At 63.1% G+C, this 22,934-nt stretch carries 20 protein-coding genes and 1 tRNA gene; 14 read left to right on the forward strand and 7 right to left on the reverse strand.

Annotated elements, in window-relative coordinates; translation table 11 throughout:
- The first annotated feature begins 8 nt into the window (after positions 1 to 8).
- Complete coding sequence (locus GR138_RS00135; RefSeq protein ID WP_160856597.1) at positions 9 to 314, forward strand: hypothetical protein; 306 nt, start codon at positions 9 to 11, stop codon at positions 312 to 314.
- Between the two features lie 101 nt (positions 315 to 415).
- A tRNA-Leu gene (locus GR138_RS00140) sits at positions 416 to 500 on the forward strand.
- An 82-nt stretch (positions 501 to 582) separates the two neighbouring features.
- Here GR138_RS00140 and wrbA read toward each other — a convergent pair.
- Positions 583 to 1,182, reverse strand: a complete 600-nt coding sequence (gene wrbA, locus GR138_RS00145) for an NAD(P)H:quinone oxidoreductase type IV (protein WP_160856598.1) — start codon at positions 1,180 to 1,182, stop codon at positions 583 to 585.
- A gap of 170 nt (positions 1,183 to 1,352) precedes the next feature.
- Between wrbA and GR138_RS00150 the strand changes: the two genes are divergently transcribed.
- The 5 genes from GR138_RS00150 (at position 1,353) to GR138_RS00170 (ending at position 8,808) form a co-directional block, all read left to right on the forward strand.
- Entirely contained in the window at positions 1,353 to 2,108 is a 756-nt protein-coding gene (locus tag GR138_RS00150; protein WP_160856599.1) for a competence/damage-inducible protein A, read from the forward strand.
- 64 nt (positions 2,109 to 2,172) lie between these two features.
- Positions 2,173 to 3,015, forward strand: a complete 843-nt coding sequence (locus GR138_RS00155; RefSeq protein ID WP_160856600.1) for a universal stress protein — start codon at positions 2,173 to 2,175, stop codon at positions 3,013 to 3,015.
- A 112-nt stretch (positions 3,016 to 3,127) separates the two neighbouring features.
- Positions 3,128 to 3,625: a xanthine phosphoribosyltransferase gene (gene gpt / locus GR138_RS00160; protein WP_160856601.1), complete on the forward strand. Its 498-nt coding sequence runs from the start codon at positions 3,128 to 3,130 to the stop codon at positions 3,623 to 3,625.
- A gap of 146 nt (positions 3,626 to 3,771) precedes the next feature.
- Entirely contained in the window at positions 3,772 to 4,353 is a 582-nt protein-coding gene (locus GR138_RS00165; protein ID WP_160856602.1) for a hypothetical protein, read from the forward strand.
- Positions 4,354 to 4,977: 624 nt separating this feature from the next.
- Entirely contained in the window at positions 4,978 to 8,808 is a 3,831-nt protein-coding gene (locus GR138_RS00170; protein ID WP_160856603.1) for a vitamin B12-dependent ribonucleotide reductase, read from the forward strand.
- Positions 8,809 to 8,981: 173 nt separating this feature from the next.
- Here the strand turns inward: GR138_RS00170 and GR138_RS00175 are convergent, their stop codons facing one another.
- Positions 8,982 to 9,464, reverse strand: a complete 483-nt coding sequence (locus GR138_RS00175) for an RNase H family protein (protein WP_160856604.1) — start codon at positions 9,462 to 9,464, stop codon at positions 8,982 to 8,984.
- Between the two features lie 75 nt (positions 9,465 to 9,539).
- Entirely contained in the window at positions 9,540 to 12,302 is a 2,763-nt protein-coding gene (gene cckA / locus GR138_RS00180) for a cell cycle histidine kinase CckA (RefSeq protein ID WP_420853598.1), read from the reverse strand.
- A gap of 131 nt (positions 12,303 to 12,433) precedes the next feature.
- Between cckA and GR138_RS00185 the strand changes: the two genes are divergently transcribed.
- Positions 12,434 to 13,417 carry a flagellar biosynthetic protein FliO gene (locus GR138_RS00185; protein WP_160856606.1) on the forward strand — a complete coding sequence of 328 codons (984 nt, stop codon included), beginning with the start codon at positions 12,434 to 12,436 and terminating at the stop codon, positions 13,415 to 13,417.
- Between the two features lie 226 nt (positions 13,418 to 13,643).
- Here GR138_RS00185 and dksA read toward each other — a convergent pair whose 3' ends face one another.
- Positions 13,644 to 14,063: an RNA polymerase-binding protein DksA gene (dksA, locus tag GR138_RS00190; protein ID WP_069058579.1), complete on the reverse strand. Its 420-nt coding sequence runs from the start codon at positions 14,061 to 14,063 to the stop codon at positions 13,644 to 13,646.
- A 361-nt stretch (positions 14,064 to 14,424) separates the two neighbouring features.
- Here dksA and GR138_RS00195 point away from each other — a divergent pair, with 361 nt between their 5' ends.
- From GR138_RS00195 to GR138_RS00215, 5 genes are all read left to right on the forward strand, one after another.
- Entirely contained in the window at positions 14,425 to 16,395 is a 1,971-nt protein-coding gene (locus tag GR138_RS00195; protein WP_160856607.1) for a putative bifunctional diguanylate cyclase/phosphodiesterase, read from the forward strand.
- A 70-nt stretch (positions 16,396 to 16,465) separates the two neighbouring features.
- On the forward strand, positions 16,466 to 16,990 hold the full coding sequence (locus GR138_RS00200) for a SixA phosphatase family protein (protein WP_160856608.1): 525 nt from the start codon (positions 16,466 to 16,468) through the stop codon (positions 16,988 to 16,990).
- 69 nt (positions 16,991 to 17,059) lie between these two features.
- Entirely contained in the window at positions 17,060 to 18,523 is a 1,464-nt protein-coding gene (locus tag GR138_RS00205) for a YcjX family GTP-binding protein (protein WP_160856609.1), read from the forward strand.
- The gene (locus tag GR138_RS00210; RefSeq protein WP_160856610.1) at positions 18,520 to 19,584 is read left to right on the forward strand and encodes a YcjF family protein; all 1,065 of its coding nucleotides are present in this window, start codon (positions 18,520 to 18,522) and stop codon (positions 19,582 to 19,584) included. Before GR138_RS00205 ends, GR138_RS00210 begins: the two co-directional genes overlap by 4 nt.
- A gap of 147 nt (positions 19,585 to 19,731) precedes the next feature.
- Positions 19,732 to 20,280, forward strand: a complete 549-nt coding sequence (locus GR138_RS00215; protein ID WP_160856611.1) for a hypothetical protein — start codon at positions 19,732 to 19,734, stop codon at positions 20,278 to 20,280.
- On the opposite strand, the gene folK is transcribed toward GR138_RS00215, so the two are convergent.
- Genes folK through folP form a run of 3 tightly spaced genes read right to left on the reverse strand, consistent with a single transcriptional unit; the run spans position 20,273 to position 22,049 of the window.
- Positions 20,273 to 20,794, reverse strand: coding sequence for a 2-amino-4-hydroxy-6-hydroxymethyldihydropteridine diphosphokinase (gene folK / locus GR138_RS00220; protein WP_160856612.1), 522 nt, complete (start codon positions 20,792 to 20,794; stop codon positions 20,273 to 20,275). The two genes, GR138_RS00215 and folK, sit on opposite strands and share 8 nt — an antisense overlap.
- Positions 20,784 to 21,152 carry a dihydroneopterin aldolase gene (gene folB / locus GR138_RS00225; protein ID WP_160856613.1) on the reverse strand — a complete coding sequence of 123 codons (369 nt, stop codon included), beginning with the start codon at positions 21,150 to 21,152 and terminating at the stop codon, positions 20,784 to 20,786. The genes folK and folB overlap by 11 nt, the downstream gene beginning before the upstream one ends.
- Before the next feature lie 24 nt (positions 21,153 to 21,176).
- On the reverse strand, positions 21,177 to 22,049 hold the full coding sequence (folP, locus tag GR138_RS00230; RefSeq protein ID WP_160856614.1) for a dihydropteroate synthase: 873 nt from the start codon (positions 22,047 to 22,049) through the stop codon (positions 21,177 to 21,179).
- A 227-nt stretch (positions 22,050 to 22,276) separates the two neighbouring features.
- Here folP and GR138_RS00235 point away from each other — a divergent pair, with 227 nt between their 5' ends.
- Positions 22,277 to 22,897, forward strand: a complete 621-nt coding sequence (locus GR138_RS00235; RefSeq protein WP_420853607.1) for a DUF922 domain-containing Zn-dependent protease — start codon at positions 22,277 to 22,279, stop codon at positions 22,895 to 22,897.
- Positions 22,898 to 22,934: the final 37 nt, after the last annotated feature.

Consider the following 22,934-nt stretch of genomic DNA (forward strand, 5'->3'; position numbering starts at 1 on the left):
CGAACCCTATGAACAACAAAGTTTTTGACGCTTTGACCGGAATGTACTTCACCGTCGACGATCCCGATGGAAGTTACGGCACCGGCCAGGTTGTTCGCCTTGCGGCCGAGGGGGTCTATTTCATACGCTTCGACGGCAACGAAGTGACGCTGCCGCTCGAACTCGTCTCCATCGGCGAGATGCTGGAGACCACCGACGAGGAGTTCAAGCTCTGGCGCTTCTTCGACACGATCGAGGAGCGGGACAAGTGGATCGAATGGCTGGACGCGCCCTCCAAGCCGCGCGTCATCTCGCTCGTGCGGCCAACAAAGTAGGCCGGCCGCCCCTACCGAACAGAACGCAAACTGCGGGGAAGCAAGGTTTCACAAAACGCCGCCTTGACGAAACGGACTAACTCCCTGAAAAGCAAAGCCATGCGGGCGTGGCGAAACTGGTAGACGCAAGAGACTTAAAATCTCTCGGCCTTGGCTGTGCGGGTTCGATCCCCGCCGCCCGCACCACCTTCTTCAGACCTGGAAAAACAAAAGGGTGCGGCCCCGGACGGGACCGCACCCTCTTTTTCAGCAACGCTTCAGGAGAGCGTCAGGCCGAAAGCTTTCCGGCGATCTTGGCGACGTGGGCGCCCTGGAAGCGGGCGGCCTCCAGTTCGACTTCGGAAGGCTGGCGCGAGCCGTCACCGTCGGTGATGGTGGAGGCGCCATAGGGCGAGCCGCCCTTGACGGCTTCAACGCCCATCTGGCCCTGGAAGGCGTAAGGCAGGCCGGCGACGACGAGGCCGTGGTGGAGGAGCGTCGGGATGAAGCCGAGGATGGTCGATTCCTGACCGCCGTGCTGGGTTGCCGAAGACGTGAAGACCGAGCCGACCTTGCCGACCAGCTTGCCGCCGGCCCACAGGCCGCCCGTCTGATCCCAGAAATTGCGCATCTGCGAGGCGACCGTGCCGAAGCGCGTGCCGGCGCCGACGATGATCGCGTCGTAGTCGGCAAGTTCGCCGACGGTGGCGATTTCGGCCTTCTGGTCGAGCTTGAAGTGCGAGGACTTCGCGACCTCTTCCGGCACCAGTTCCGGTACCCGCTTCACGGTCACTTCGGCGCCGGCCGATTTCGCGCCTTCCGCCACGGCATAGGCCATGGCTTCGATGTGGCCGTAGGCCGAGTAGTAAAGAACCAGAACTTTTGCCATCGTCGTCTCCTGTGTGTCGAAGGGACCTTTCCGCTTGATCGCGGCGTCGGCTTGGATGTAGCACTTTGTGATGACGGCGACATGAGCCGCCCGGTCGACAGACTGTTCACCCGCCATTGACAATGCCGCACCTTCGGTCGGTATTTCTGTCCGAACTTCAGAGAGCGCCCATGAGTACCCGTCCCATCGCCACCGCCGCCATGCTCGCCATCGGCGACGAACTTCTGTCAGGGCGCACCAAGGACAAGAACATCGGCCAGCTCGCCGACGTGCTCTTCCTCGCCGGCATCGACCTCAAGGAGGTGCGCATCGTCGGCGATGACGAAGAGGCGATCGTCGAGGCGCTGAACGCGCTGCGCTCGCGCTACACCTACGTTTTCACCTCCGGCGGCATCGGCCCGACGCATGACGATATCACGGCGGATGCCATCTCCAAGGCATTCGGCGTTCCCTGTCTCCACGATCCGCTCGCCATGCAACTGCTTGGTGCCATGTACGAAAAGCGCGGCGTGGAGTTCAACGACGCCCGCAAGCGCATGGCCCGCATGCCCAAGGGTGCGGTGCATATCGAGAATGCCGTCTCCACCGCGCCGGGTTTCAACATCGGCAATGTCTATGTCATGGCCGGCGTGCCGCAGGTCTTCACCGCCATGCTGAGCACCGTGGTGCCGAAACTTGAAGGTGGCGTGCCGATGCTCTCGCGCTCCGTCGCCTCGCCCTTCGGCGAAGGCGATATCGGCAGCGCATTGGCCGAAATCCAGAAGAACCACCCTGAGACCAGCATCGGCTCCTATCCGCGCTTCAGCGAGAACCGGTTCTCGACGGAAATCGTCATCCGCAGCCGCGAGGATGCCCCGGCGGAAGCGGCAGAACGTGATATAATGGCGATGATCGCAGAAATCGCCGCGAGCAAGGCTGCGTCTTGATCCGGATCAAGGTTTTGGCGGCACGACGGGTAGATGTTTCGCGTAACGGAAACAGGAGGCCGAAATGACCTACAAGACCATCGTGGCGGTGTTGAGCGCCGCCGAGGACGCCGGAAAAGTGACGGACCATGCGCTCGTGCTTGCCCGCAAGACGGGCGGCCATGTCGTCGGCATTCATGCGGAATCGCCGGTCGTGGTCACGCTCATCGCGCCGATGGAATATCCCGATCCGAATGCCGTGCTGGATCTGCAGGAGCGCGCCCAGCGCCAGTCCCGCGAGGTTGAGCAGGCTTTCAAGAGCCGCTGCGAGCGCGATGACATCTCCTATGAATGGCGCCTCTTCACCGGCACGGCCGGCTACGCCTCGGCGGGCATCATCGACAGCGCCCGTGGGGCCGATCTCGTGCTTGCCGGCCAGTTCGATCCCTATCTCGACGGTCCCGCGAGGGAGGATATCGAGGACCTGCTCTACGAGAGCGGCCGGCCGGTCTATCTCGTCTCCAATGCACCGGCAGGCCCCGAACCGATCGAGCGGGTGCTGCTGGCCTGGAACGGCTCGCGCGAGTCGGCGCGCGCGGCCTTCGACGCCCTGCCCTTCCTGACGGCTGCGAAGGAGGTCGAGATCTACACCGTCGACCCGCCGGAAAATGCCATGCAATCGCGCGATTTCTGCGGCGCGGAGCTTGCGGCCACCCTCGCCCGCCACGGCATCAAGACGACGGTCGCCTCCGGCGCCTCGGATGGCCGTTCGGTGGCCGACGCTTTGAACCGCCGCGCGACCGAAATCGATGCCGGGCTCATCGTCATGGGCGCCTACAGCCATTCGCGGCTGCGCCAGCGCCTGTTCGGCGGCGTCACCAGCGCCATGATGCGCGGCGCAAGGGTGCCCGTGCTGATGTCACGCTAGGGCTCAGAGGTCTGTGGATCGCCCGGGCTGCGTGACCGGGCGACGATTTCCTTGGGCGGCAAACTGCATTAGAGAGAAGGAATCTGCTTTTTCCGCCTATCAGGAGCCCGTCATGTCGCTGCCCGACAAAGCCTTCCCCGTATCCTGGGACCAGTTCCACCGCGACGCACGCGCGCTTGCCTGGCGGCTGGCGGATGGCGGGCGTGAATGGCGCGCCATCGTCTGCATCACCCGCGGCGGCCTCGTGCCCGCCGCCATCGTGTCGCGCGAGCTCAACATCCGCGTCATCGAGACGGTCTGCGTCGCCTCCTATCACGACTATGTCTCGCAGGGCGAAATGCATGTGCTGAAGGGCATCTCGCCCGAACTGTCGCAAGAAGGCGGTGAAGGCATTCTCATCATCGACGACCTGACCGACACCGGCAAGACCGCGGCGGAAGTCCGCGCCATGCTGCCGAAGGCGCATTTCGCCGCCGTCTATGCCAAGCCGAAGGGCCGCCCGCTGGTCGACACCTTCGTCACCGAAGTCAGTCAGGACACCTGGATCTATTTCCCCTGGGACATGGGCTTCACCTACCAGGAGCCGATCGCCAAGGGCACGCAAGGCTAAGCCACACCACATTGATTTGACGGTTTCATCGTCCCAAGCCCGCGGATGCAAAATACGCCTCCGCGGGCTTAATCTTTCCGCAATTCCTGCAAAAGATAATGCTCATATTCACTGTATGACACCGGTGAAGGGAGGCAATGGCATTCATGCGTTCTGCAAGCCCGGCATTCGCGGCAACCCTCGTCGGCGCTCTGCTCTTCTGGATCCCGGCCAACGCGCAACCGGACATCCGCATCATGGCCGTCACGGAATTCATTGACGACAATGTTCGCCCGTGGCTGGCCGAACCGGTCATCCTCAACGCCATCATCGCGCAGAACGCAGCCCACGCCCAACTCAGCCAGGCCGCGATCGACGACCTCGACGCCCGCTGGCGCACGGAACTGACCCGCGCCGAAAGGTCGATGATCGAGGCACAGCTATCCAATCCCCTGTCGCTCTACCTCAAGGGCCAGCAGCGCGCGGCGGGAGGGCTGATCACCGAAATTTTCGTCATGGACAATCGCGGCCTCAATGTCGGCCAGAGCGACATCACCTCCGACTACTGGCAGGGCGACGAGACCAAGTGGCAGGCAAGCTTTCGTGAGGGCGTGCTTCATATCGAGGAGGCGGAGCGGGACGAATCCACGCAGCTCATGCAGACGCAGGCAAGCCTTCCGATCAGGGATCCGCGGAGCGGCGCCGTCATTGGCACGATCACCTTCGGCGTCAATCTCGACGCGCTTTGACGCTACGTCAGAGAATCACTTTATCCACGGATCACAAGTCGCCGCCGCTGGCTATTGGTTGATGTCGGGGTGCAAAAAAACTCCGTCTTTTCACCCGTGATTTTTTTCGTTTTTCCACAGCGACGCGCCACGCCACCTCACCTTTCGGCGCGAAGCCGCTGATTCTTCAGGCGTCCGGCGCTGTCCCCATTTTCCACAGGCAGCAGCCACAAGATATGGGGTTCAAACTTCGTTCACAAACCAGCCCTTGACGGGAATCGCCCGGATGAGGTTAATGAAATCCAAGTTGCGGCGGCGGCTGAACCGTATTGTTACGAGGTCGGTTCTCATCACGAAATCGCGTTCTCATGCGCATGTGGCCGGGTGGATGATCCGCTCGCCGCACGAGGGTATTTGCGCAGGATTTCGTGAATGGTCGCCACGATCATGGGGCTGGAAAAAAGAAGCTGTTGATACTATATTTAGTGTTTGCAGCTAAACTCCTCACAAGATACAGGATCCCGAGGTCAATCGGGTTTCCCGCACGAACTGAAGATTTGGGCTGGCTGCAAGGGCTTTGCGGCTGGACGGGAATAATTGCGCCCTGTTTTCAAGGCAGGTTGCGGCAGCAGAGGACAACGGACAATGCGCATAGAACGTCGCTTCACCAAACCCGGCCAGTCGGCCTATGCGGAGATCGAGTTCCGCAAGGCCATCAGCGAGATCAAGAACCCGGACGGCTCGATCGTCTTCCGGCTCGCCGACATTGACGTGCCGGCGCAGTTCTCCCAGGTCGCCGCCGACATCCTTGCCCAGAAATATTTCCGCAAGGCCGGCGTGCCCGCGCGCCTGAAGAAGGTCGAAGAGAACGACGTCCCCTCCTTCCTGTGGCGCTCCGTGCCCGATACCGACGCCCTGAAGGCGCTGCCGGAAAATGAGCGCTACGGCTCGGAAACCGATGCCCGCCAGGTCTTTGACCGCCTCGCCGGCACCTGGACCTACTGGGGCTGGAAGGGCAAGTATTTCGCTTCCGAAGAAGACGCTGCCGCCTTCAAGGACGAGCTTGCCTATATGCTAGCCACGCAGCGCGTTGCGCCCAACAGCCCGCAGTGGTTCAACACCGGCCTGCACTGGGCCTATGGCATCGACGGCCCCGGCCAGGGCCACTTCTATGTCGACCCCTTCACCGGCAAGCTGACCAAGTCCAAATCGTCCTACGAACATCCCCAGCCACATGCCTGCTTCATCCAGTCGGTCGAAGACGATCTCGTTAACGAGAACGGCATCATGGACCTGTGGGTGCGTGAAGCCCGCCTGTTCAAGTACGGTTCGGGCACCGGCTCCAACTTCTCCTATCTGCGCGGCGAAGGCGAAAAGCTTTCGGGCGGCGGCCGCTCCTCCGGCCTGATGAGCTTCCTGAAGATCGGTGACCGCGCCGCCGGCGCCATCAAGTCGGGCGGCACGACGCGCCGTGCGGCTAAGATGGTCGTGGTCGATATCGACCATCCGGATATCGAGGCCTACATCAACTGGAAGGTCAAGGAAGAGCAGAAAGTGGCGGCGCTTGTCACCGGCTCGAAGATCGTCGCCAACCACCTCAAGGCCATTATGAAGGCCTGCGTGAATTGCTCGGCCGACGGCGACAAGTGCTACGATCCGGCAGAAAACCCGGCCCTCAAGCGCGAAATCCGCGCTGCCAAGAAGAGCCAGGTTCCGGAAAACTACATCAAGCGCGTCATCCAGTTCGCCAAGCAGGGCTACAAGGACCTCGAGTTCAAGACCTACGACACGGACTGGGATTCGGAAGCCTACCTCACCGTCTCTGGCCAGAACTCCAACAACTCCGTCTCGCTGAAGGACGATTTCCTGCGCGCTGTCGAGAATGACGGCGACTGGAACCTGACCGCCCGCAAGGACGGCAAGGTCATGAAGACGCTGAAGGCCCGCGACCTCTGGGAGCAGATCTCCTATGCCGCCTGGGCATCGGCCGATCCGGGCCTGCACTTCAACACCACGATGAACGACTGGCACACCTCGCCGGCCGCGGGCCCGATCCGCGCCTCGAACCCGTGCTCGGAATACATGTTCCTCGACGACACGGCCTGCAACCTCGCCTCGCTGAACCTGCTTCAGTTCAAGGATGCGGCCACCAAGAACATCAACATCGCCGACTACGAACATGCCGTCCGCTTGTGGACAATCGTGCTCGAAGTCTCAGTGATGATGGCACAGTTCCCGTCGCGCCAGATTGCCGAGCGCTCCTACGAGTACCGCACGCTCGGTCTCGGCTACGCCAATATCGGCGGCCTGCTGATGTCGTCCGGCATCCCCTATGACTCGACGGAAGGCCGCGCCATCGCCGGCGCGCTGACCGCCATCATGACCGGCGTTTCCTACGCCACCTCGGCCGAAATGGCGGGCGAACTCGGTACGTTCCCGGGCTTTGGACCGAATCGCGACAACATGCTGCGCGTCATGCGCAACCATCGCCGCGCCGCCTATGGCGAAACCACCGGCTATGAAGCCCTCTCGGTCAACCCGGTTGCCCTCGTCCATGACGAATGCCCGGACCAGACGCTGATCGTCCATGCCAAGGCCGCCTGGGACAAGGCCGTCGCACTCGGCGAGAAACACGGCTACCGCAACGCCCAGACGACCGTCATCGCGCCGACCGGCACGATCGGCCTCGTCATGGACTGCGACACGACCGGCATCGAACCCGACTTCGCTCTGGTGAAGTTCAAGAAGCTCGCCGGCGGCGGCTACTTCAAGATCATCAACCGCGCAGTACCGGAAGCCCTTCGCACGCTCGGCTATTCGGAAAGCCAGATCGCCGAGATCGAGGCCTATGCCGTCGGCCACGGTAACTTCAACCAGGCGCCGGCCGTCAACCCCGGCTCGCTGAAGGCCAAGGGTTTTCCGGACGACAAGATCGAAGCCGTCAATGCCGGCCTGAAGTCCGCCTTCGACATCAAGTTCGCCTTCAACCAGTGGACGCTCGGCGCCGACTTCCTGAAGGACGTGCTGAAGGTCTCGGATGCGCAGCTCTCCGACATGTCCTTCAACCTGCTGGAGCATATCGGCTTCTCGAAGAAGGACATCGAGGCCGCCAACATCCACGTCTGCGGTGCGATGACGCTGGAAGGCGCGCCTTTCCTCAAGGCCGAACACCTGGCAGTGTTCGATTGCGCCAATCCCTGCGGCAAGATCGGCAAGCGCTACCTCTCGGTCGAAAGCCACATCCGCATGATGGCGGCCGCCCAGCCGTTCATCTCGGGCGCCATTTCCAAGACGATCAACATGCCAAACGAGGCGACCGTCGAGGATTGCAAGAACGCCTACATGCTCTCCTGGAAGCTCGCGCTGAAGGCCAACGCGCTTTACCGCGATGGCTCCAAGCTCTCCCAGCCGCTCAACGCCTCGCTGATCGAGGACGAAGAGGACGAGGATGATGCGATCGAAGCCCTGGTCGCAGCCCCCGCTGCCGCCCAGGCCGTCACGGTCACCGAAAAGATCGTCGAGCGCATCATCGAGCGTGTCATCCGCGACCGCGAAAAGCTGCCGAACCGCCGCCAGGGCTACACCCAGAAGGCCGTCGTCGGCGGGCACAAGGTGTATCTGCGCACCGGCGAATTCGGTGACGGCCGCCTCGGCGAGATCTTCATCGACATGCACAAGGAAGGCGCTGCCTTCCGTGCGATGATGAACAACTTCGCCATCGCCATCTCGCTCGGCCTGCAGTACGGCGTGCCGCTCGAAGAATATGTGGAGGCCTTCACCTTCACCAAGTTCGAGCCGGCCGGCATGGTCCAGGGCAACGACGCGATCAAGAACGCGACGTCGATCCTCGACTACGTCTTCCGCGAACTCGCCGTCTCCTATCTCGGCCGCCATGACCTCGCGCATGTCGACCAGTCGGACTTCTCCAACACGGCCCTCGGCAAGGGCATCCAGGAAGGCAAGACCAACCCGTTCTCGACCGGCTGGACGCGCGGCCACAAGCCGACGCTCATCCAGGGCGGCCAGGCCGGCGATCGCCAGCTCGGCGAGCCGAAGGGTGCGGCAACCGCCGCCCCCGCCAAGGCCTCGTCGACCGGCAACGTCACCTCCTTTGCCGGCAACGCTGCCCGCAAGCTGGAGCCGGCGACCGCCATCTCCACCCACGAAATCGTCGCCTTCAAGCGCGATTACGAGGAGCGCGCCGCCGAGCTTGCCGAGGAAATCGCTGACGAAGTGGCCGAGGACATTGCGGACGAAGGCGCCCAGAGCGTCACCGCCCTCTTCTCCGACAAGGCCGCCGCCGAAGCCGCCAGCGCCAAGGCAGATGCCAAGAAGCTCGAAGCCGAACGCCGCATGCGCTCGATCGCCCAGGGCTATACGGGCAACATGTGCTCCGAGTGCCAGAACTTCACGATGGTGCGCAACGGCACCTGCGAGAAGTGCGACACCTGCGGCGCCACGAGCGGGTGCAGCTAAGTCCTGACAACACTGTTTCGTGCTGAAACATGGATCCCGCCGATGTCCCAGACGTTGGCGGGATTTTCTTTTGACAGATGCTGGGGGGAATCATGCAAGTGAGGGCGGTCGGCCGAGTCGAGCGGTCTACCCTCTAGCCGACAAAAGAACCTGGATGCGGGAACGCTACGTTGTCACGTAGCTGGCGTGCGAAGGTTGGCGGCGGCCCGGGCGATCGTGTCTGCCAGTTCGTTGCCTTCGATGCCATCGTGCCCTCGGCACCATTCAACGCGAAGGCCGGGGTTGGCGCTGAGCTGGCGGTCGAGCTCCTGCCATAGGGCTACGTCCGGTATCGTCCGCTTCCTCTTCCGGAAATTCGGCTCGATCCGTCGCCAATCATTGTTTCGCCAGATCGGCCGGAAACGCCGACAGCCTTCTTCTGCCCGGCTGGAGTCGGTCCATATCGTGGCTGCTGCGCCACGCCACTCCGTGTTGATCCAGATCGCCGCGTTCAAAATGGCCAGCACTTCGAACGTGTTGTTCGAGCTTCCCGGCGCAGAGCCATGGGCGCGATGGACCTCCCGCCCTGCCTGAAACACCACGAAAGCCCATCCTCCGGCCAACCGTCGGGGGTTGAAAGAGCCATCGGCGAAGACCTCGATCAAATCTCGTTCCATGAGAGACTCAGTCCGACAGACGAGGATTGAGACAAAGCCTAGATCGGCTTGGATACGCCCGAGCTACACATCGCCTCAAGCGTCCAGCATCTCCCGCACCGCCTCGGCAAGCTGCTTCAGCGAGAACGGTTTCGGCAGGAAGCCGAATTTGGCGTCTGCGGGGAGGTTGCGGGCGAAGGCGTCTTCGGCATAGCCGGAGACGAAGATGAACTTCATATCGGGATAGGTTTTGCGCAGTTCGCGCAAGAGCGACGGGCCATCCATTTCGGGCATGACGACGTCGGAGACGACGATGTCGACGGCGCCATTCAGCTCTTCCATGATCTCGAGCGCTTCGACGCCGGAGCCGGCCTCGTGCACCGTGTAGCCGCGGGTCTCCAGCATGCGCTTGCCACCGCGGCGCACGGCCTCCTCGTCCTCGACAAGGAGCACCACGGCCGAGCCGCCGGTGAGGTCGCGCGGTTCCTTTTCCACGATCTGCGCGGCCGGCTGCTGCGTCGTATCGGCAACGGCTGCGACATCCACCGGCACGACGTCTTCGATATGCCGTGGCATGAGGATGCGGAATGTCGTGCCCTTGCCGACTTCGGAATCGAGATAGATATAGCCGCCGGTCTGCTTGACGATGCCATAGACCATGGAGAGGCCGAGGCCGGTGCCCTTGCCGACTTCCTTGGTCGTGAAGAACGGCTCAAAGATCTTGTCGATGATTTCCGGCGGGATGCCGGTGCCCTGGTCGGCGACTTCGATTTCCACATAGTCGCCCGGCGGCAGGTCGCGCAGGTTGCGCGCGGCCGCCTCCTCCGCTTCGACATTGCGGGTGCGGAAGGTTATGGTGCCGCCATCCGGCATGGCGTCGCGGGCATTGACGGCGAGGTTGATCAGCACCTGCTCGAACTGGCCGAGATCGGTCTTCACCGGCCACAGATCCCGGCCATAGGCGACATCGATCTTGACGTTGGTGCCCGTCATGCGGTCGACGAGCATGCGCAGGTCGCCGATGACATCGGTCATGTTCAGCACCGTCGGGCGCATGGTCTGCTTGCGCGAGAAGGCGAGCAATTGGCGCACCAGCACGGCTGCACGGTTGGCGTTGCGCTTGATCTCCATGAGATCGGCAAAACTTGCATCGGCAGGACGCGCCGACAACAGCAGATGGTCGGAGGACAGCAGGATCGCCGTCAGCACGTTGTTGAAGTCGTGCGCGATGCCCCCGGCGAGCGTGCCGACCGCATTCATCTTCTGCGTCTGCGCCATCTGCGTCTCGAGCGCCCGCTGCTCGGTTATCTCGACGGCGTAGACGATGGCAGCCTCTTCCGGCGCTTCGTCGCTCTGGTCGATGACAGCGTTCACGTAGAAGCGGAAATGCCGGCCGTCATCGGCCGGATGCAGTGAATCGAGCGGTGGAATATCGCCCTGGCGATCCTTGGCCGCATCGAGCGCGGATTGCAGGCGCAGGCGATCCGTGTCGTGCACGATGGTTTCGAGTTTCGCGCCGCGGTCGATGTCGTCGCGCGACACGACCCCGGAAAACAGCTTCAGGAAGGGCGCATTGGTGCGCAGGATACGGCCGTTGCCGTCGACGGAAGCGATCGCCATCGGCGTGTTGTTGAAGAAGCGCGTGAAACGCATGGAGGCGATCGACGCGGACTGATCGCTGTCGCCACCCTCCTCCCGCGCCAGAACGATGGTGCGGCTTTCGCCGGGCGCCCCGTCGCGCATGGAAGAGACGCGGTGCACCATGCGCACCGGCAGGCTCTGGCCGTTCGTCTTGCGCAGGTCAAGATCCAGCGTCTCGGTGCGCTTCTGCCCCGGCTCCGCCTGGACAGACTGGATGAGGGAAAGCCCCTCGCCCGCCACGACATCGGCAATCGACAGCGACCCAGGCTGGAACTTGGCGAGATCGATGCCGAGCCATTCGGCGAGCGTGGCGTTGAGATAGACGATCTCGCCCTTGCGGCCGGCGGAAAAGAAGCCGGCCGGCGCGTGGTCGAGATAGTCGATCGCGTTCTGCAGCTCCTTGAAGAAGCGCTCCTGGTCGTCCCGTTCGGAGGTGATGTTGGAAATCTGCCAGATATAGAGCGGCTGCTTGGCGTTCTCGCGGTTCGGTAGAATGCGCGCCTTGAGGCGATACCACTGGGCGCCCGAGCCGTTGGCGCCGGATGCGTTGAGCGGCTTCTGGACCCGGAATTCCTCCGCCCCTTCCTTGCCCTCGTGCAGGCCGTTCGTCAGGCGATAGACCGATTCGGTGGCGTCGCGGTTGCGCGAGAGCAATGTCTCCAGCGTCTGCACTTCCGCATTGCCTTGTGCGCCCGTCAGCGCCCCGTAGGCGGTGTTGGCATAGACGATGCGGCCCTTGCGGTCCGTCACGACGGTTCCATCCGGGTGGGAATCGAGAAACGAACGCGCGAGATCGTCGGATCCCGTCGCCTGCGGCATGAATTCGACGAGGCCGATGAGTGCGGACACGACGAAGAAGATACCGGCCATGGCCAGCACGCCGAGCACGCCGAGCACGAGTTCGTTGTCGAGCTGGTTCTTGAAGACGATGAAGGCACCTGCAGAGGCCGCAAGCACAACGGCAAGCAGCACGACGCGAAACGCGACCGCCGGCCGCACGCCACGCTCCACGATCGGCCCATTGTCCTCGCCCGGTCGCTTCATCGTCGTCATCAATCCCTCATCTGCAACGGTCCGGCCTTGCGCTTCGCCCGCACCCGATGCCAGAATCATGTTTATCCGCCCGAGGGAAGCGCAGAAAGCCATCGAGGGAAAGCAAGATCGCGAATTCACAGGGAATATTCCGCCTGAACCATCGCAATTTCCATAGGCTGCCATAGTTAGGCGACGATGACGGCGGCAATAGGTGCTGGACAAGCGCGGCAAAGCGCTTGTACCACCCCAGGAAAAGCCGTCAAATGCAGCCGGCTTGGCGAAAAGCCAATCTGCAGAAAAGGAGTGAGCGCGCCATGTTCCAGGAGATTCTCACGGAGAACGGCACGAAGTTCGTCATCGCCGCGGTGGTGGTGCTGCTCGGTCTTCTCTGCCTCGCGCTGGTACTCTGGATCATCCGCGGCCGCCCCTCCTCGCCATTCATTCGCGGCGGGAGAAACCGCGCACCGCGCCTTGCCGTGCTTGATGCGGCCGCCATCGACACCCGCCGCCGGCTCGTGCTGGTGCGCCGGGACGATGTCGAACACCTCATCATGATCGGCGGCCCGACCGACATCGTCATCGAGACCCGCATCGCCATCCCCTCGGCAGAAAACGCCCAGCCCGCCGAAAAACCCGTCCAGAAGGTGGAGCGGGCCGAGCCGACGCCTGCGCTGCAGGAAACGCCTGCCAAAGTGGCAGCGGAAGCGGTTTCAGCAGCACGCCCGGCGACCGTGACCGTGACCGCCACGGAGCGTCGCCCGACCACCACGCAGGAAGGGGTCTCCGCCATGGCGAAGGTGCTCTATGCCGGCGACGATGGCGGCACCGCCGCACGCGCCGTGCCGACGCGCACCGCCACGCAGCCCGTCGTGACAAACCAGCAGCCCCAGACGAGCGTCCAGCAACGCACGCCCGAACACCGTATCGAGGATGTTCTGGAGCAAAGCCGTCAGCGTGTGCTGACACAACAGCCGGCAGCAACGACAACGCAGGCAGCGATCGGGCAGACCGTACAGCGCCCGGTGACGGCACAACCCCTCGCCAAACCGGTTGCCGCAGTCGACAATCCGGCGCTCGTCAGCGAATTCGAGAAGATTCTCGAAGCGGAAATCACCGGCGGCGGTGCCACGCCCGCCAGCCGTACGACCGCGCAGGCGACGTCAGGGCAGACGACCACCAATCCCACCCAGACTGCCAGTACGCTCGGGCAGGCACAGCCTGTTGCCAAGAGCCGTGAAGAAACCGAAGCGGAAATGGCCCGCCTGCTTGGCGAGATTGCGGCGAGCAGGAAAGCATAGCGCCAGACGCGCCGAGACGGGCGCGGACTTGCCCGTCCTTTGCGAACGGCTCAATGACCTCACAAAAGCGTAGAAACCCCATAAAAAAGCCGCCGGAAACATCGTTCCGGCGGCTTTAGCTGCTCAAGTCTCTGCGTCTCGTATTCCGCAACCGGCCGGCACCGGGATATCCGATGCTGGAGATCACGTCCTTTTCTGCCGGCCCTCTTCAAACCGGCAGAAACGGCTACTCGTCGCGATACACCTTTTCCCGACGCTCGTGGCGCTCCTGCGCCTCGATCGAAAGCGTTGCGATCGGGCGGGCGTCGAGACGCTTGAGACCGATCGGTTCACCTGTTTCCTCGCAGTAGCCGTAGGTGCCTTCGTCGAGACGCTGCAACGCCGCATCGATCTTGGAGATCAGCTTGCGTTGACGGTCACGTGCCCGAAGTTCGATGGCACGGTCGGTTTCGGAAGAAGCCCGGTCCGCGAGGTCCGGATGGTTAGCGCTTTCTTCCGCGAGATGGCCAAGGGTTTCACGCGCTTCGCGCAGAATGTCGTTTTTCCAGGCGTTCAACTTCGCTCGAAAGTAAGCCCGCTGGTTTGCACTCATGAATTCATCGCCCTCATCGAGGACGAAATTGCTAAGATCGATCTTCTCACTCAACGCGATTCTCCTGAAGAACATCTCAAGGCGCGCTGTATATCCCTACAGGTAAGCTGATTCAAGCCTGTTGGAACTTACCCACGGTTTTCGCGTCTGCCTCTATTTTGAACCATGCCAGACTAATATTTCATCAAGATTACAACGGGATGGAGAAACCTGCCTGCGGGCACCCCATCGCACACCACCCGCCGCCGGGCCCTGTGCCTGTCCGCCGTGTCGCTCTGCCCCAAATATAGGCACCGAGATTCCCGACTGTAATGGACGCTAAACCGATTTTCTTTCGCGAAACTGTCCCATCGGGCGATTCAGACTTATTTTAGCAACTCGTGCTTCTCTTCCTCCAGGCAGGAGCGCGCATTGAATGTTCAGCAGGGCGAAAGCTATTCTCACGATCGAATCCGGTAATCCGGAGCTCGTCCAGGCGCAGCTTGCCGCTTTTACCAAGCAGGTGCCGCTGCTCTACTTCATGCTGGTAACGAATACGGTTGCCCTCACCGTCACGCATTTCAACGCCGCTCCCCTCTATCTGACGCTGTACATTCCTTCGGCGCTCTATGCCGTCAGCCTTACCCGGCTGGTCCATTGGTGGTTCAGCCGCAACCGGCGCTACACGCATGACGAGGCGGTCGGCCGGCTTCGCTCGACCTATCGCCTGACGGCTCTCCTCGGCGCTGGCTTCTGCGCCTGGTCGCTCAGCCTGTTCTCCTACGGCGACGCCTACCAGCAGTCCCATGTCGCCTTCTACATTGCCAATACGGTGATCGGCTGCATCTTCTGCCTCATGCATCTGCGCGCTGCCGCCCTGGCGCTGACCGCAATCGTGCTTGGACCGTTCACCGTGTTCTTTGCCGCATCGGGCAACCCGGTCTTCACGGCACTCGCGCTCAATGTCGCGCTCGTGACCATGGCCATGGTCTTCATCCTGCTCACCTACTACCGGGATTTCGGCGCCCTGATACAATCGCAGAAGGAACTGACCGTCCGCCAGGCGGAAACCCAGCGACTGAGTGACGAGAACCATCGTCTCGCCAATCTCGACAGCCTCACCAACCTGCCGAACCGCCGCCAGTTCCGCGCCGAACTCGAAAGGCACATCATCGAGGCGGAGAAGAACGGAACCGGCCTGGCCCTCGGCCTCATCGATCTCGACGGCTTCAAGCCGGTGAACGACACCTTCGGTCACGGCATCGGCGACAAGTTGCTCATCGAGGTCGGCGAACGGCTCTCCGCCTTTGCCGGCCGGGGCCTGTTCCCGGCGCGTCTCGGCGGCGACGAGTTCGGCATCGTTTTCGAAGGCACGCCCTGCCCGGACAGGCTGCGGCTGCTCGGTGAGGAAATCTGCACCGCACTCCAGGAGCCTTACATCTTCAACGGGCAGACACCACGTGTTTCCGGCTCGCTCGGCATCTCCATCCTTGGCGATGCCGGCACGACCGCCGACCGGCTGTTCGACCGGGCCGATTTCGCGCTCTATCTTGCCAAGCAGAATTTCCGCGGCACGACGGTCGTCTTCTCCGCCGAACACGAGGCCGAGATCAACGAACAGGGGCGTATCCAGCAGGCCTTGCTGGGGGCCGATTTCGAAAGCGAAATGCATCTCGTCTTCCAGCCGATGGTCGACGCGGACACCAATGGCATTTCGGCCTATGAGGCGCTCGCTCGCTGGGAAAGCCCTACCCTCGGCCCCGTTCCGCCCGGCATATTCATCCGTGCTGCCGAACGCGCGGGCATCATCGGGCGGCTGACCGAAGTGCTGATGCGCAAGGCGCTGGAAGCGGCGCAGACCTGGCCCGCCCATATCCGTCTTTCCATCAATCTCTCGACCCGTGATGTGGTCTCCAACAAGACCGTCGATGCGCTTCTCGACATCATCGCCGGCAGCGGTGTCGACCCCAAACGCCTCGATGTCGAGGTGACGGAAACGGCGGTCATGCGCAACTTCGCGCTCGCCGCCGACAATATCCGCCGTTTCGCAGACCACGGCATCGGCATTGCCCTCGACGATTTCGGCACGGGCCATTCCAGCCTCAGCTACGTGCACAAGCTGCCGCTCACCAAGATCAAGATCGACCGCGGTTTCATCGTCGACATCACGACGAACGACCTCAGCCGCAGCATCGTCAAGACGATCGTCGACCTGTCGCGCAATATCGGCTGCGTCTGCGTGGTCGAGGGCATGGAAACGCAGGAGCAGGTGGTGGCGCTGCGCGCGCTCGGCTGCCGCATGATGCAGGGCTACTATTTCGCGCGGCCTCAGAAGCTCGAGGATACGCTCGCCTATCAGGTGGTATCCGACAGCATCGTGAACGCGCCCATTCGCAAAACCGGTTGATCTTTCCGGCAAGGAAAGACATGACAGGGGCAGCGGCAGATTTGCGGCCGCAGGCGAATGGAGGACAGACTTGGCATCTCTCGGCACGCCGGCCTTCCGGCTTTACATCCTTCGCCACGCCCGCGCCGCCTGGGCCCAGCCCGGCCAGTCTGACTTCGATCGCGCCCTCGATGACGACGGTTTTGCCGAAGCTGAGGTCATCGCCGAGGAAGCAGCCGACCAGGGCTACAAGCCGGCGCTCATCATTTCATCGACGGCCGTGCGCTGCCGACAGACGGCTGAACCGTTCCACCGCACCGTCAGCCAGGAATTGGCGATCGACTATGTCGATTCCCTTTATTCCGGCACCATCGACACCTACGCAGAACTGGCCTTCGCGAACCGGGCGGAAACCTCCGTGATGATCGTCGGTCACAACCCGATGATCGAGGAGTTCTTTCACCGCCTCGTCGGCAAGGAAATCGCCGAAACGGCCGTGCCTTTCGGCTTCCCGACGGCAGGTCTTGCCATCCTCGATTTCGACGAGCGTCCGACGCAGGAGAATTACGGCGGTGCCTGCCTGGCCGGCTTCATAGCGCCGCGCCCGGCCCACTGAGGAAACGGCAGCGCTCTTTTCTTGCCGGATTTCGTTTCCTATATCGTCATCGACGCTGGAAAGAGACCCTTGCCGCCTAGCCTGACCACCCTCACCGATGAAGCCCTGCTCGCGCTCGACGCGTTGACCGGCCGTGCCACCAATCTCGTCAATCCGTCGATCCGCCTCGGCGTGACGGGCCTGTCGCGCGCCGGCAAGACGGTTTTCATCTCCTCGCTGGTGCACAACCTGCTGAATGGCGGCCGCCTGCCCCTGTTCGAGGCCGGCCGCTCCGGCCGCGTCTCGAAAATCCGGCTGGAACCACAGCCGGACGACGCCGTGCCACGCTTCCAATACGAGGACCATATCCGCGCGCTCGTCGCCGATCGCCTCTGGCCGGATTCGACACGCGCCATCTCGCAGCTGCGCATCACGCTCGACTATGAAAGCGCGTCCGGCTGGGGCCGCCTGTTTTCGCCAGGGAAACTCGCAATCGACATCGTCGATTATCCCGGCGAATGGCTGCTCGACCTGCCGCTGCTCGCGCAGGATTTCCGAACCTTCAGCGCAAATACCGTGGCACTCGCCCAATCGGGCATCCGCGCCGAACTTGCGCGGGAATGGCTGGCATTGTCCAACACGGTCGATCCCGCCGCGACAGCGCAGGAGGCGACCGCCCGTTCGCTCGCCGACGCCTTCACCGCCTACCTCAAGGCCTGCAAGTCCGACGAACGTTCGCTTTCCACCCTGCCGCCCGGCCGTTTCCTCATGCCCGGTGACCTTGAAGGTTCGCCCGCGTTGACCTTCGCCCCCCTGCCGAACCTGCGCGACGGGCGCCCGGAACGAGGCTCGCTGCATGCGATGATGGAGCGGCGCTACGAGGCCTACAAGAGCCATGTGGTGCGCCCCTTCTTCCGCGAGCACTTCGCCCGCCTCGATCGGCAGATCGTGCTCATCGACGCGTTGCAGGCCATCAATCGCGGCGCCGAGGCGGTGCATGACCTCGAACGCGCCCTCGGCGACGTGCTCGATTGTTTCCGCGCCGGCCAGAACAGTTTTCTCTCCTCCTTCGTGACGCGCCGCATCGACCGCATCGTGATTGCCGCCACCAAGGCCGATCACCTGCACCACGAGAGCCACCCCCGCCTGGAGGCCGTCACCCGCCGGCTCGTCGAGCGCGCCATCGAGCGCATCGGCATGAGCGGCGCGGGCATCGAGGTGATGGCGCTCGCCTCCGTGCGCGCCACCCGCGAGGCTACCGTCAAACACGACGGCGAGGACCTGCCGGTCATCGTCGGAGTGCCGATGGCTGGCGAGAAGATCAATGGCGAGGTCTTTGACGGCGAACGGAAAACAGCGATATTTCCCGGGGACTTGCCAGCAAACCCGGATTCACTTTTCGAAGCGCTTGAATCGCATTCCGAAGGCCTGCTCAATTTCGTGCGCTTCCGTCCGCCGCATATTGAGGAGACCGGCGGCGGCCTGAAACTGTCCGTGCCGCACATCCGTCTCGACCGCGCGCTGCAATATCTGATTGGAGACCGGCTGGCATGACCGACCGTCCGCGCAAACCCGCCGCCTTCTCGCTCCCCCCGGATCCGGCCGCAAAACAGCCCGAGCGCGCCGCGCCACGCGCACCCGCCGCCTTCGATGATGCGATCACGCTGACGCCCGACGCCGACGATCCCTTCATCGCCACGACAGCCGACCTACCGGACCTCCTGCCGCCGGTCGCAACACCCCGACCGCGCCGCATCACGCTCGGCCGCATCGCCTTCGGCGCGCTCGGCCTGCTCCTGTCGCTCGCCATCGGCCTGTGGGTCGATGCCTTGATCCGCGACCTCTTCAACCGCAACGACTGGCTCGGTTATCTCGCCATCGCCGCCGCGGGTATCGCCGTGCTCGCCCTCCTCGGCATGGTCCTGCGCGAACTGATCGGCCTTCGCCGGCTCGCCGCCGTTCAGGATATCAAACACGACGTTGCCGAAGCCGCTCTATCGCCGACACCGGCGGTTGGCCGGAGTATTGTCGCCCGCCTCATGCACCTGCTCACCGCCCGGCCCCAGACGGCGCGCGGGCGGGCACGGCTCGCTGAAACCGAGGGCGAAATCATCGACGCCGCCCATCTCATCGACCTTGCCGAGCGGGAGCTTATGGCACCGCTCGACCGCGAGGCGCGCGCCCTCATTCTCGGCGCCGCCAAGCGCGTCTCCATCGTCACGGCGGTCAGCCCGCGCGCCTTGGTCGATCTCGGCTATGTCATCTATGAAAGCAGCCGGCTGGTGCGCAGCATGGCGGAACTCTATGGCGGCCGTCCGGGCAAGATCGGCATGCTGCGCCTGATGCGGGACGTCATCGCCCATCTCGCCGTCACCGGCTCGATTGCCATGGGCGACAGTCTCGTGCAGCAGGTGCTCGGCCACGGGCTTGCGTCCAAACTCTCCGCACGGCTGGGCGAAGGCGTCATCAACGGCCTGATGACGGCTCGAATCGGTATCGCCGCCATGGACCTGTGCCGCCCCATGCCTTTCCGTTCGCTGAAGCGGCCCGGCATCGGCGATTTCATCAGCGACCTGACACCCGGCACCTCGGGACGTCGCCGCGACGAAGCGTGACCGGCAAGCAACACCCCGGTTTCCCGGATGGACAAACCTGTCAAATGATAGGGGGCAAGGCCCCTGGAAACCGTCCATTAACCATTTTCGCGCAAATCTCGTGACACCAAAGCAGGCCAAAAGGCCGTCGCCTATCAAGGATCGTTCATGTACTCGCGCACCTCTTTGATCGCCCGCGCCTCCGTAGCGGCCTTTCTCGCAGCCACCACCCTCGCCTTGCCAGCCTCCGCCGGATCGCGCGACAAGGCATTTTTCGAGCAGGTCACCGGCAACTGGCAGGGCAAGGGCGAAATCGTCGCCGGCAAGTACAAGGGGACGAAATTCTCCTGCGACCTGACGGGTGATACCGCGCCGGCCAAGAGCGCCGGTATCCAGCTCGACGGCTTCTGCCGTGTCGGCGTCTTCAAGCAGCCGATGTCGGCGCTCATCACCAAGACGGGCAGCAGCTATACTGGAAAGTTTCTGGATGGCGCCTCCGGCAAGGGCCTCGACATCACCTCCGGCCAGGTCAATGGCAACAAGGTCGTCGTCGGCATCAACCGCCAGAAGCTGAACGGCGCGATGATCGCCCGCCTCGAGAGCGACAACAAGCTCAACATCACCATTTCGGTGAAGGTCGAGAACAGGATGATCCCAGTCATCGGCGTATCGCTCGACCGCAATCTCGACGACATCGCCGTCGGCTCGATCAAATAGCCATCTTCCACCATTCCGAGCCGGCGCTCGCCGGCTCAATGCCGGCAATATCAGCGTCTCCCAGCCAGGACTCCACGGTGCGTCCCAGCACGTCCAGTGTCGGCGCCATGTCGGCGAGCGGCATCAGCACGAAGCCGCGCCCCGTCATGCGCGGATGCGGCAATTCCAGCCGTCCGCCAGCCTGTTCCACACCCTCATAGGTCAACACATCGATATCGATGGTGCGCGGCCCCCAGCGCTCCTTGCGTTCACGCTTCATGTTGCGCTCGATGGCAAGGCAGGTGTCCAGCAGCGGCTCTGGCCCGAGCGCCGTTTCAATCAGCGCACAGGCGTTGAAAAACCATTCCTGGTCCGTCTTGCCCCATGGCGGCGTCCGATAGAGCCGCGATACGGCGACGACCCGGCAATCCGGCCGCGCGTCGAGCGCCCGCAAAGCCTCGGCCATTGCGCGGACGGGATCACCGATATTGCCGCCGAGGCCGAGCGTGGCCCGACGGAAAGTCTCAGACGACATGATCGACCGTGACCTGGACATAATCGAGCACGCCGGGCACCGGTGCATTCGGCTTTCTGACGGTGATCCGCGCGCGGGAAATCTGCGGGAAGCGGGCACAGAGAACGGTGGCGATCTCCTGGGCTAACGCCTCGATGAGATAACGGCGCTGGCCGGTGACGATCTTTTCGATCTCCTGGAACGCGACGCCATAATCGACGGTCGATTCGATCGCATCGTCCGAAAGCGGCTGCAGCGGCCGTACGTCGAGTTCGGCATCGACGAAGAAGCGTTGGCCGAGAAACTCCTCCGCGTCGTGCAGGCCGTGACGGGCGAAGAAGGCGCAGTTCTTGAGCGTGATCGTGTAGCTGGTGGTCATGATTTCATCCTGTCTGGCCGGGTATCAGGCGCGCTCCTCGCGCGCCCTCACCCTGCGCTCCGCGGCAAGCATAGCATCCGCCATGACAAGCGCATCCCTGTTGATTGCGACATCATGCACCCTGAACACCGCCGCGCCGGCGATACGCAAAAGCGCCGTCGTCGCGGCGGTGCCGACGTCGCGGTCCGCCGCCTCCCGCCCTGTGACGGCGCCGACGAAACGCTTGCGCGAGGTGCCGGCGAGAATGGGCAATTCGAAACCGTAAAGCTCGCCGAAGCGCGCCATCAGCTCGAGATTTTCATCGGTATCCTTGGCAAAGCCGAATCCCGGATCGAGCACCATGGCAGCGCGGGCAACGCCCGCCTCGCCGGCGATCTCAAGCGAGCGGCCGAGGAAGAGATACTGGTCTTCCACCACGTCCGGCCGTTTCTCACGGTCACGCCCCGTATGCATGATGCAAAGTCCCGCCCCCGTCTCCGCGGCAACGCGGGCGATAGCCGGCTCGCGTTGCAGACCGTGCACGTCGTTGACGATATGAGCGCCGGCGGCAACGGCAAGCCGGGCGGTTTCGGCACGATAGGTATCGACGGAGATGATGGCGTCGGTCGTGCCGACTAGCGCCTCGATGACGGGAAGGATGCGGTCCTGCTCCTCGGCCGCCGTCACGGATGCGGCACCCGGACGGGTCGATTCCCCGCCGATATCGACGATCTCCGCGCCCTGTTCCAGACAGAGGATCGCCTGCGCCACCGCCGCGTCAGCGCTGTCGAACCGGCCGCCATCGGAAAAGGAATCGGGCGTCACATTGACGATCGCCATGAGGATGCCGCGCGGTCCGAGCTCCAGATGCCGGCCATGGGCAAGCGCCCAGCGGAAGGGATCGAACGGCGAGAACATGGCGGTTTCCTCGGCAGTTAAGAAGCGCGCGGACGTGCGAAAAACGCCGTAGCACCTTGAATCTGGTGAGCAACCTTAGTTCTTAATCAACCGATCTGAAACTAGGGTTCCCCAGCGGCGCCCGGAAAGGGTGTTGCGCTTGCGGAGCCTATGCCCCAAGCTTAGAGGAAGTTCAACCGGTCCTTTGGCTGGCACACCATCGGGGAAACCCGATGGCGAAAGGAATGCTGATCCGAATGAAGACCATCGCCCGCCTGATGGCCCTTGCCGCCGTCGTCTGCCTCTCTGTCCAGCCGGCCGGCGCCGAGACGATCACATCGAAAACCTTCGCATATTTCTCCGTCGGCGGACGCACGGCAGCCGAACTCGACGAAGAACTGTCCAAGCGCGGCCCGATGATGAAACACAGCGGCTCACGCCACCCCGGTGCGACAAAGATCAAGTGGGGCGGCTCGGTCACCTATGTGCGCCGTGGCGACCGCTGCGCCGTCGGCGAGGCGAAAGTGACGCTGTCGACCCAGATCATCCTTCCCCGCTGGAAGAACCGCAAGCGCGCCACCGCATCGCTCGCCCTGATCTGGGACACGCTGGCGAGCGACATCAAGCGCCATGAGGAACGCCACGCCGAAATCGCCCGCACCCATGCCCGCACCCTGCAACGCACCTTGAAAACCCTGCGCCCGGAGGCCGACTGCGAACGCATGCAGGCCCGCGTCGATCGCGTGACGGCCGACGCCGTTTCCAAGCACGACGCCGACCAGGCCCGCTTCGACCGCGTCGAGTCCAAGAACTTCAACGACCGCATGATGCGGCTTTTGACGCATCGCCTGAAGAGCAGACTTCAGTAAAGGCCAAGCGGCCATTCATGTATTTCTGGAAAGAGCT

Source organism: Shinella kummerowiae, assembly GCF_009827055.1.
Classification (GTDB): Bacteria; Pseudomonadota; Alphaproteobacteria; order Rhizobiales; family Rhizobiaceae; genus Shinella; species Shinella kummerowiae.

Excerpts from the sequence above, each read along its gene's own strand:
- GR138_RS00135 (WP_160856597.1), top strand. The coding sequence starts at position 9 with ATGAACAACAAAGTTTTTGACGCTTTGACCGGAATGTACTTCACCGTC.
- wrbA (WP_160856598.1), bottom strand. The coding sequence starts at position 1,182 with ATGGCAAAAGTTCTGGTTCTTTACTACTCGGCCTACGGCCACATCGAA.
- GR138_RS00150 (WP_160856599.1), top strand. The coding sequence starts at position 1,353 with ATGAGTACCCGTCCCATCGCCACCGCCGCCATGCTCGCCATCGGCGAC.
- GR138_RS00155 (WP_160856600.1), top strand. The coding sequence starts at position 2,173 with ATGACCTACAAGACCATCGTGGCGGTGTTGAGCGCCGCCGAGGACGCC.
- gpt (WP_160856601.1), top strand. The coding sequence starts at position 3,128 with ATGTCGCTGCCCGACAAAGCCTTCCCCGTATCCTGGGACCAGTTCCAC.
- GR138_RS00165 (WP_160856602.1), top strand. The coding sequence starts at position 3,772 with ATGCGTTCTGCAAGCCCGGCATTCGCGGCAACCCTCGTCGGCGCTCTG.
- GR138_RS00170 (WP_160856603.1), top strand. The coding sequence starts at position 4,978 with ATGCGCATAGAACGTCGCTTCACCAAACCCGGCCAGTCGGCCTATGCG.
- GR138_RS00175 (WP_160856604.1), bottom strand. The coding sequence starts at position 9,464 with ATGGAACGAGATTTGATCGAGGTCTTCGCCGATGGCTCTTTCAACCCC.
- cckA (WP_420853598.1), bottom strand. The coding sequence starts at position 12,302 with ATGGCAGCCTATGGAAATTGCGATGGTTCAGGCGGAATATTCCCTGTG.
- GR138_RS00185 (WP_160856606.1), top strand. The coding sequence starts at position 12,434 with ATGTTCCAGGAGATTCTCACGGAGAACGGCACGAAGTTCGTCATCGCC.
- GR138_RS00195 (WP_160856607.1), top strand. The coding sequence starts at position 14,425 with ATGTTCAGCAGGGCGAAAGCTATTCTCACGATCGAATCCGGTAATCCG.
- GR138_RS00210 (WP_160856610.1), top strand. The coding sequence starts at position 18,520 with ATGACCGACCGTCCGCGCAAACCCGCCGCCTTCTCGCTCCCCCCGGAT.
- GR138_RS00215 (WP_160856611.1), top strand. The coding sequence starts at position 19,732 with ATGTACTCGCGCACCTCTTTGATCGCCCGCGCCTCCGTAGCGGCCTTT.
- folK (WP_160856612.1), bottom strand. The coding sequence starts at position 20,794 with ATGTCGTCTGAGACTTTCCGTCGGGCCACGCTCGGCCTCGGCGGCAAT.
- folB (WP_160856613.1), bottom strand. The coding sequence starts at position 21,152 with ATGACCACCAGCTACACGATCACGCTCAAGAACTGCGCCTTCTTCGCC.
- folP (WP_160856614.1), bottom strand. The coding sequence starts at position 22,049 with ATGTTCTCGCCGTTCGATCCCTTCCGCTGGGCGCTTGCCCATGGCCGG.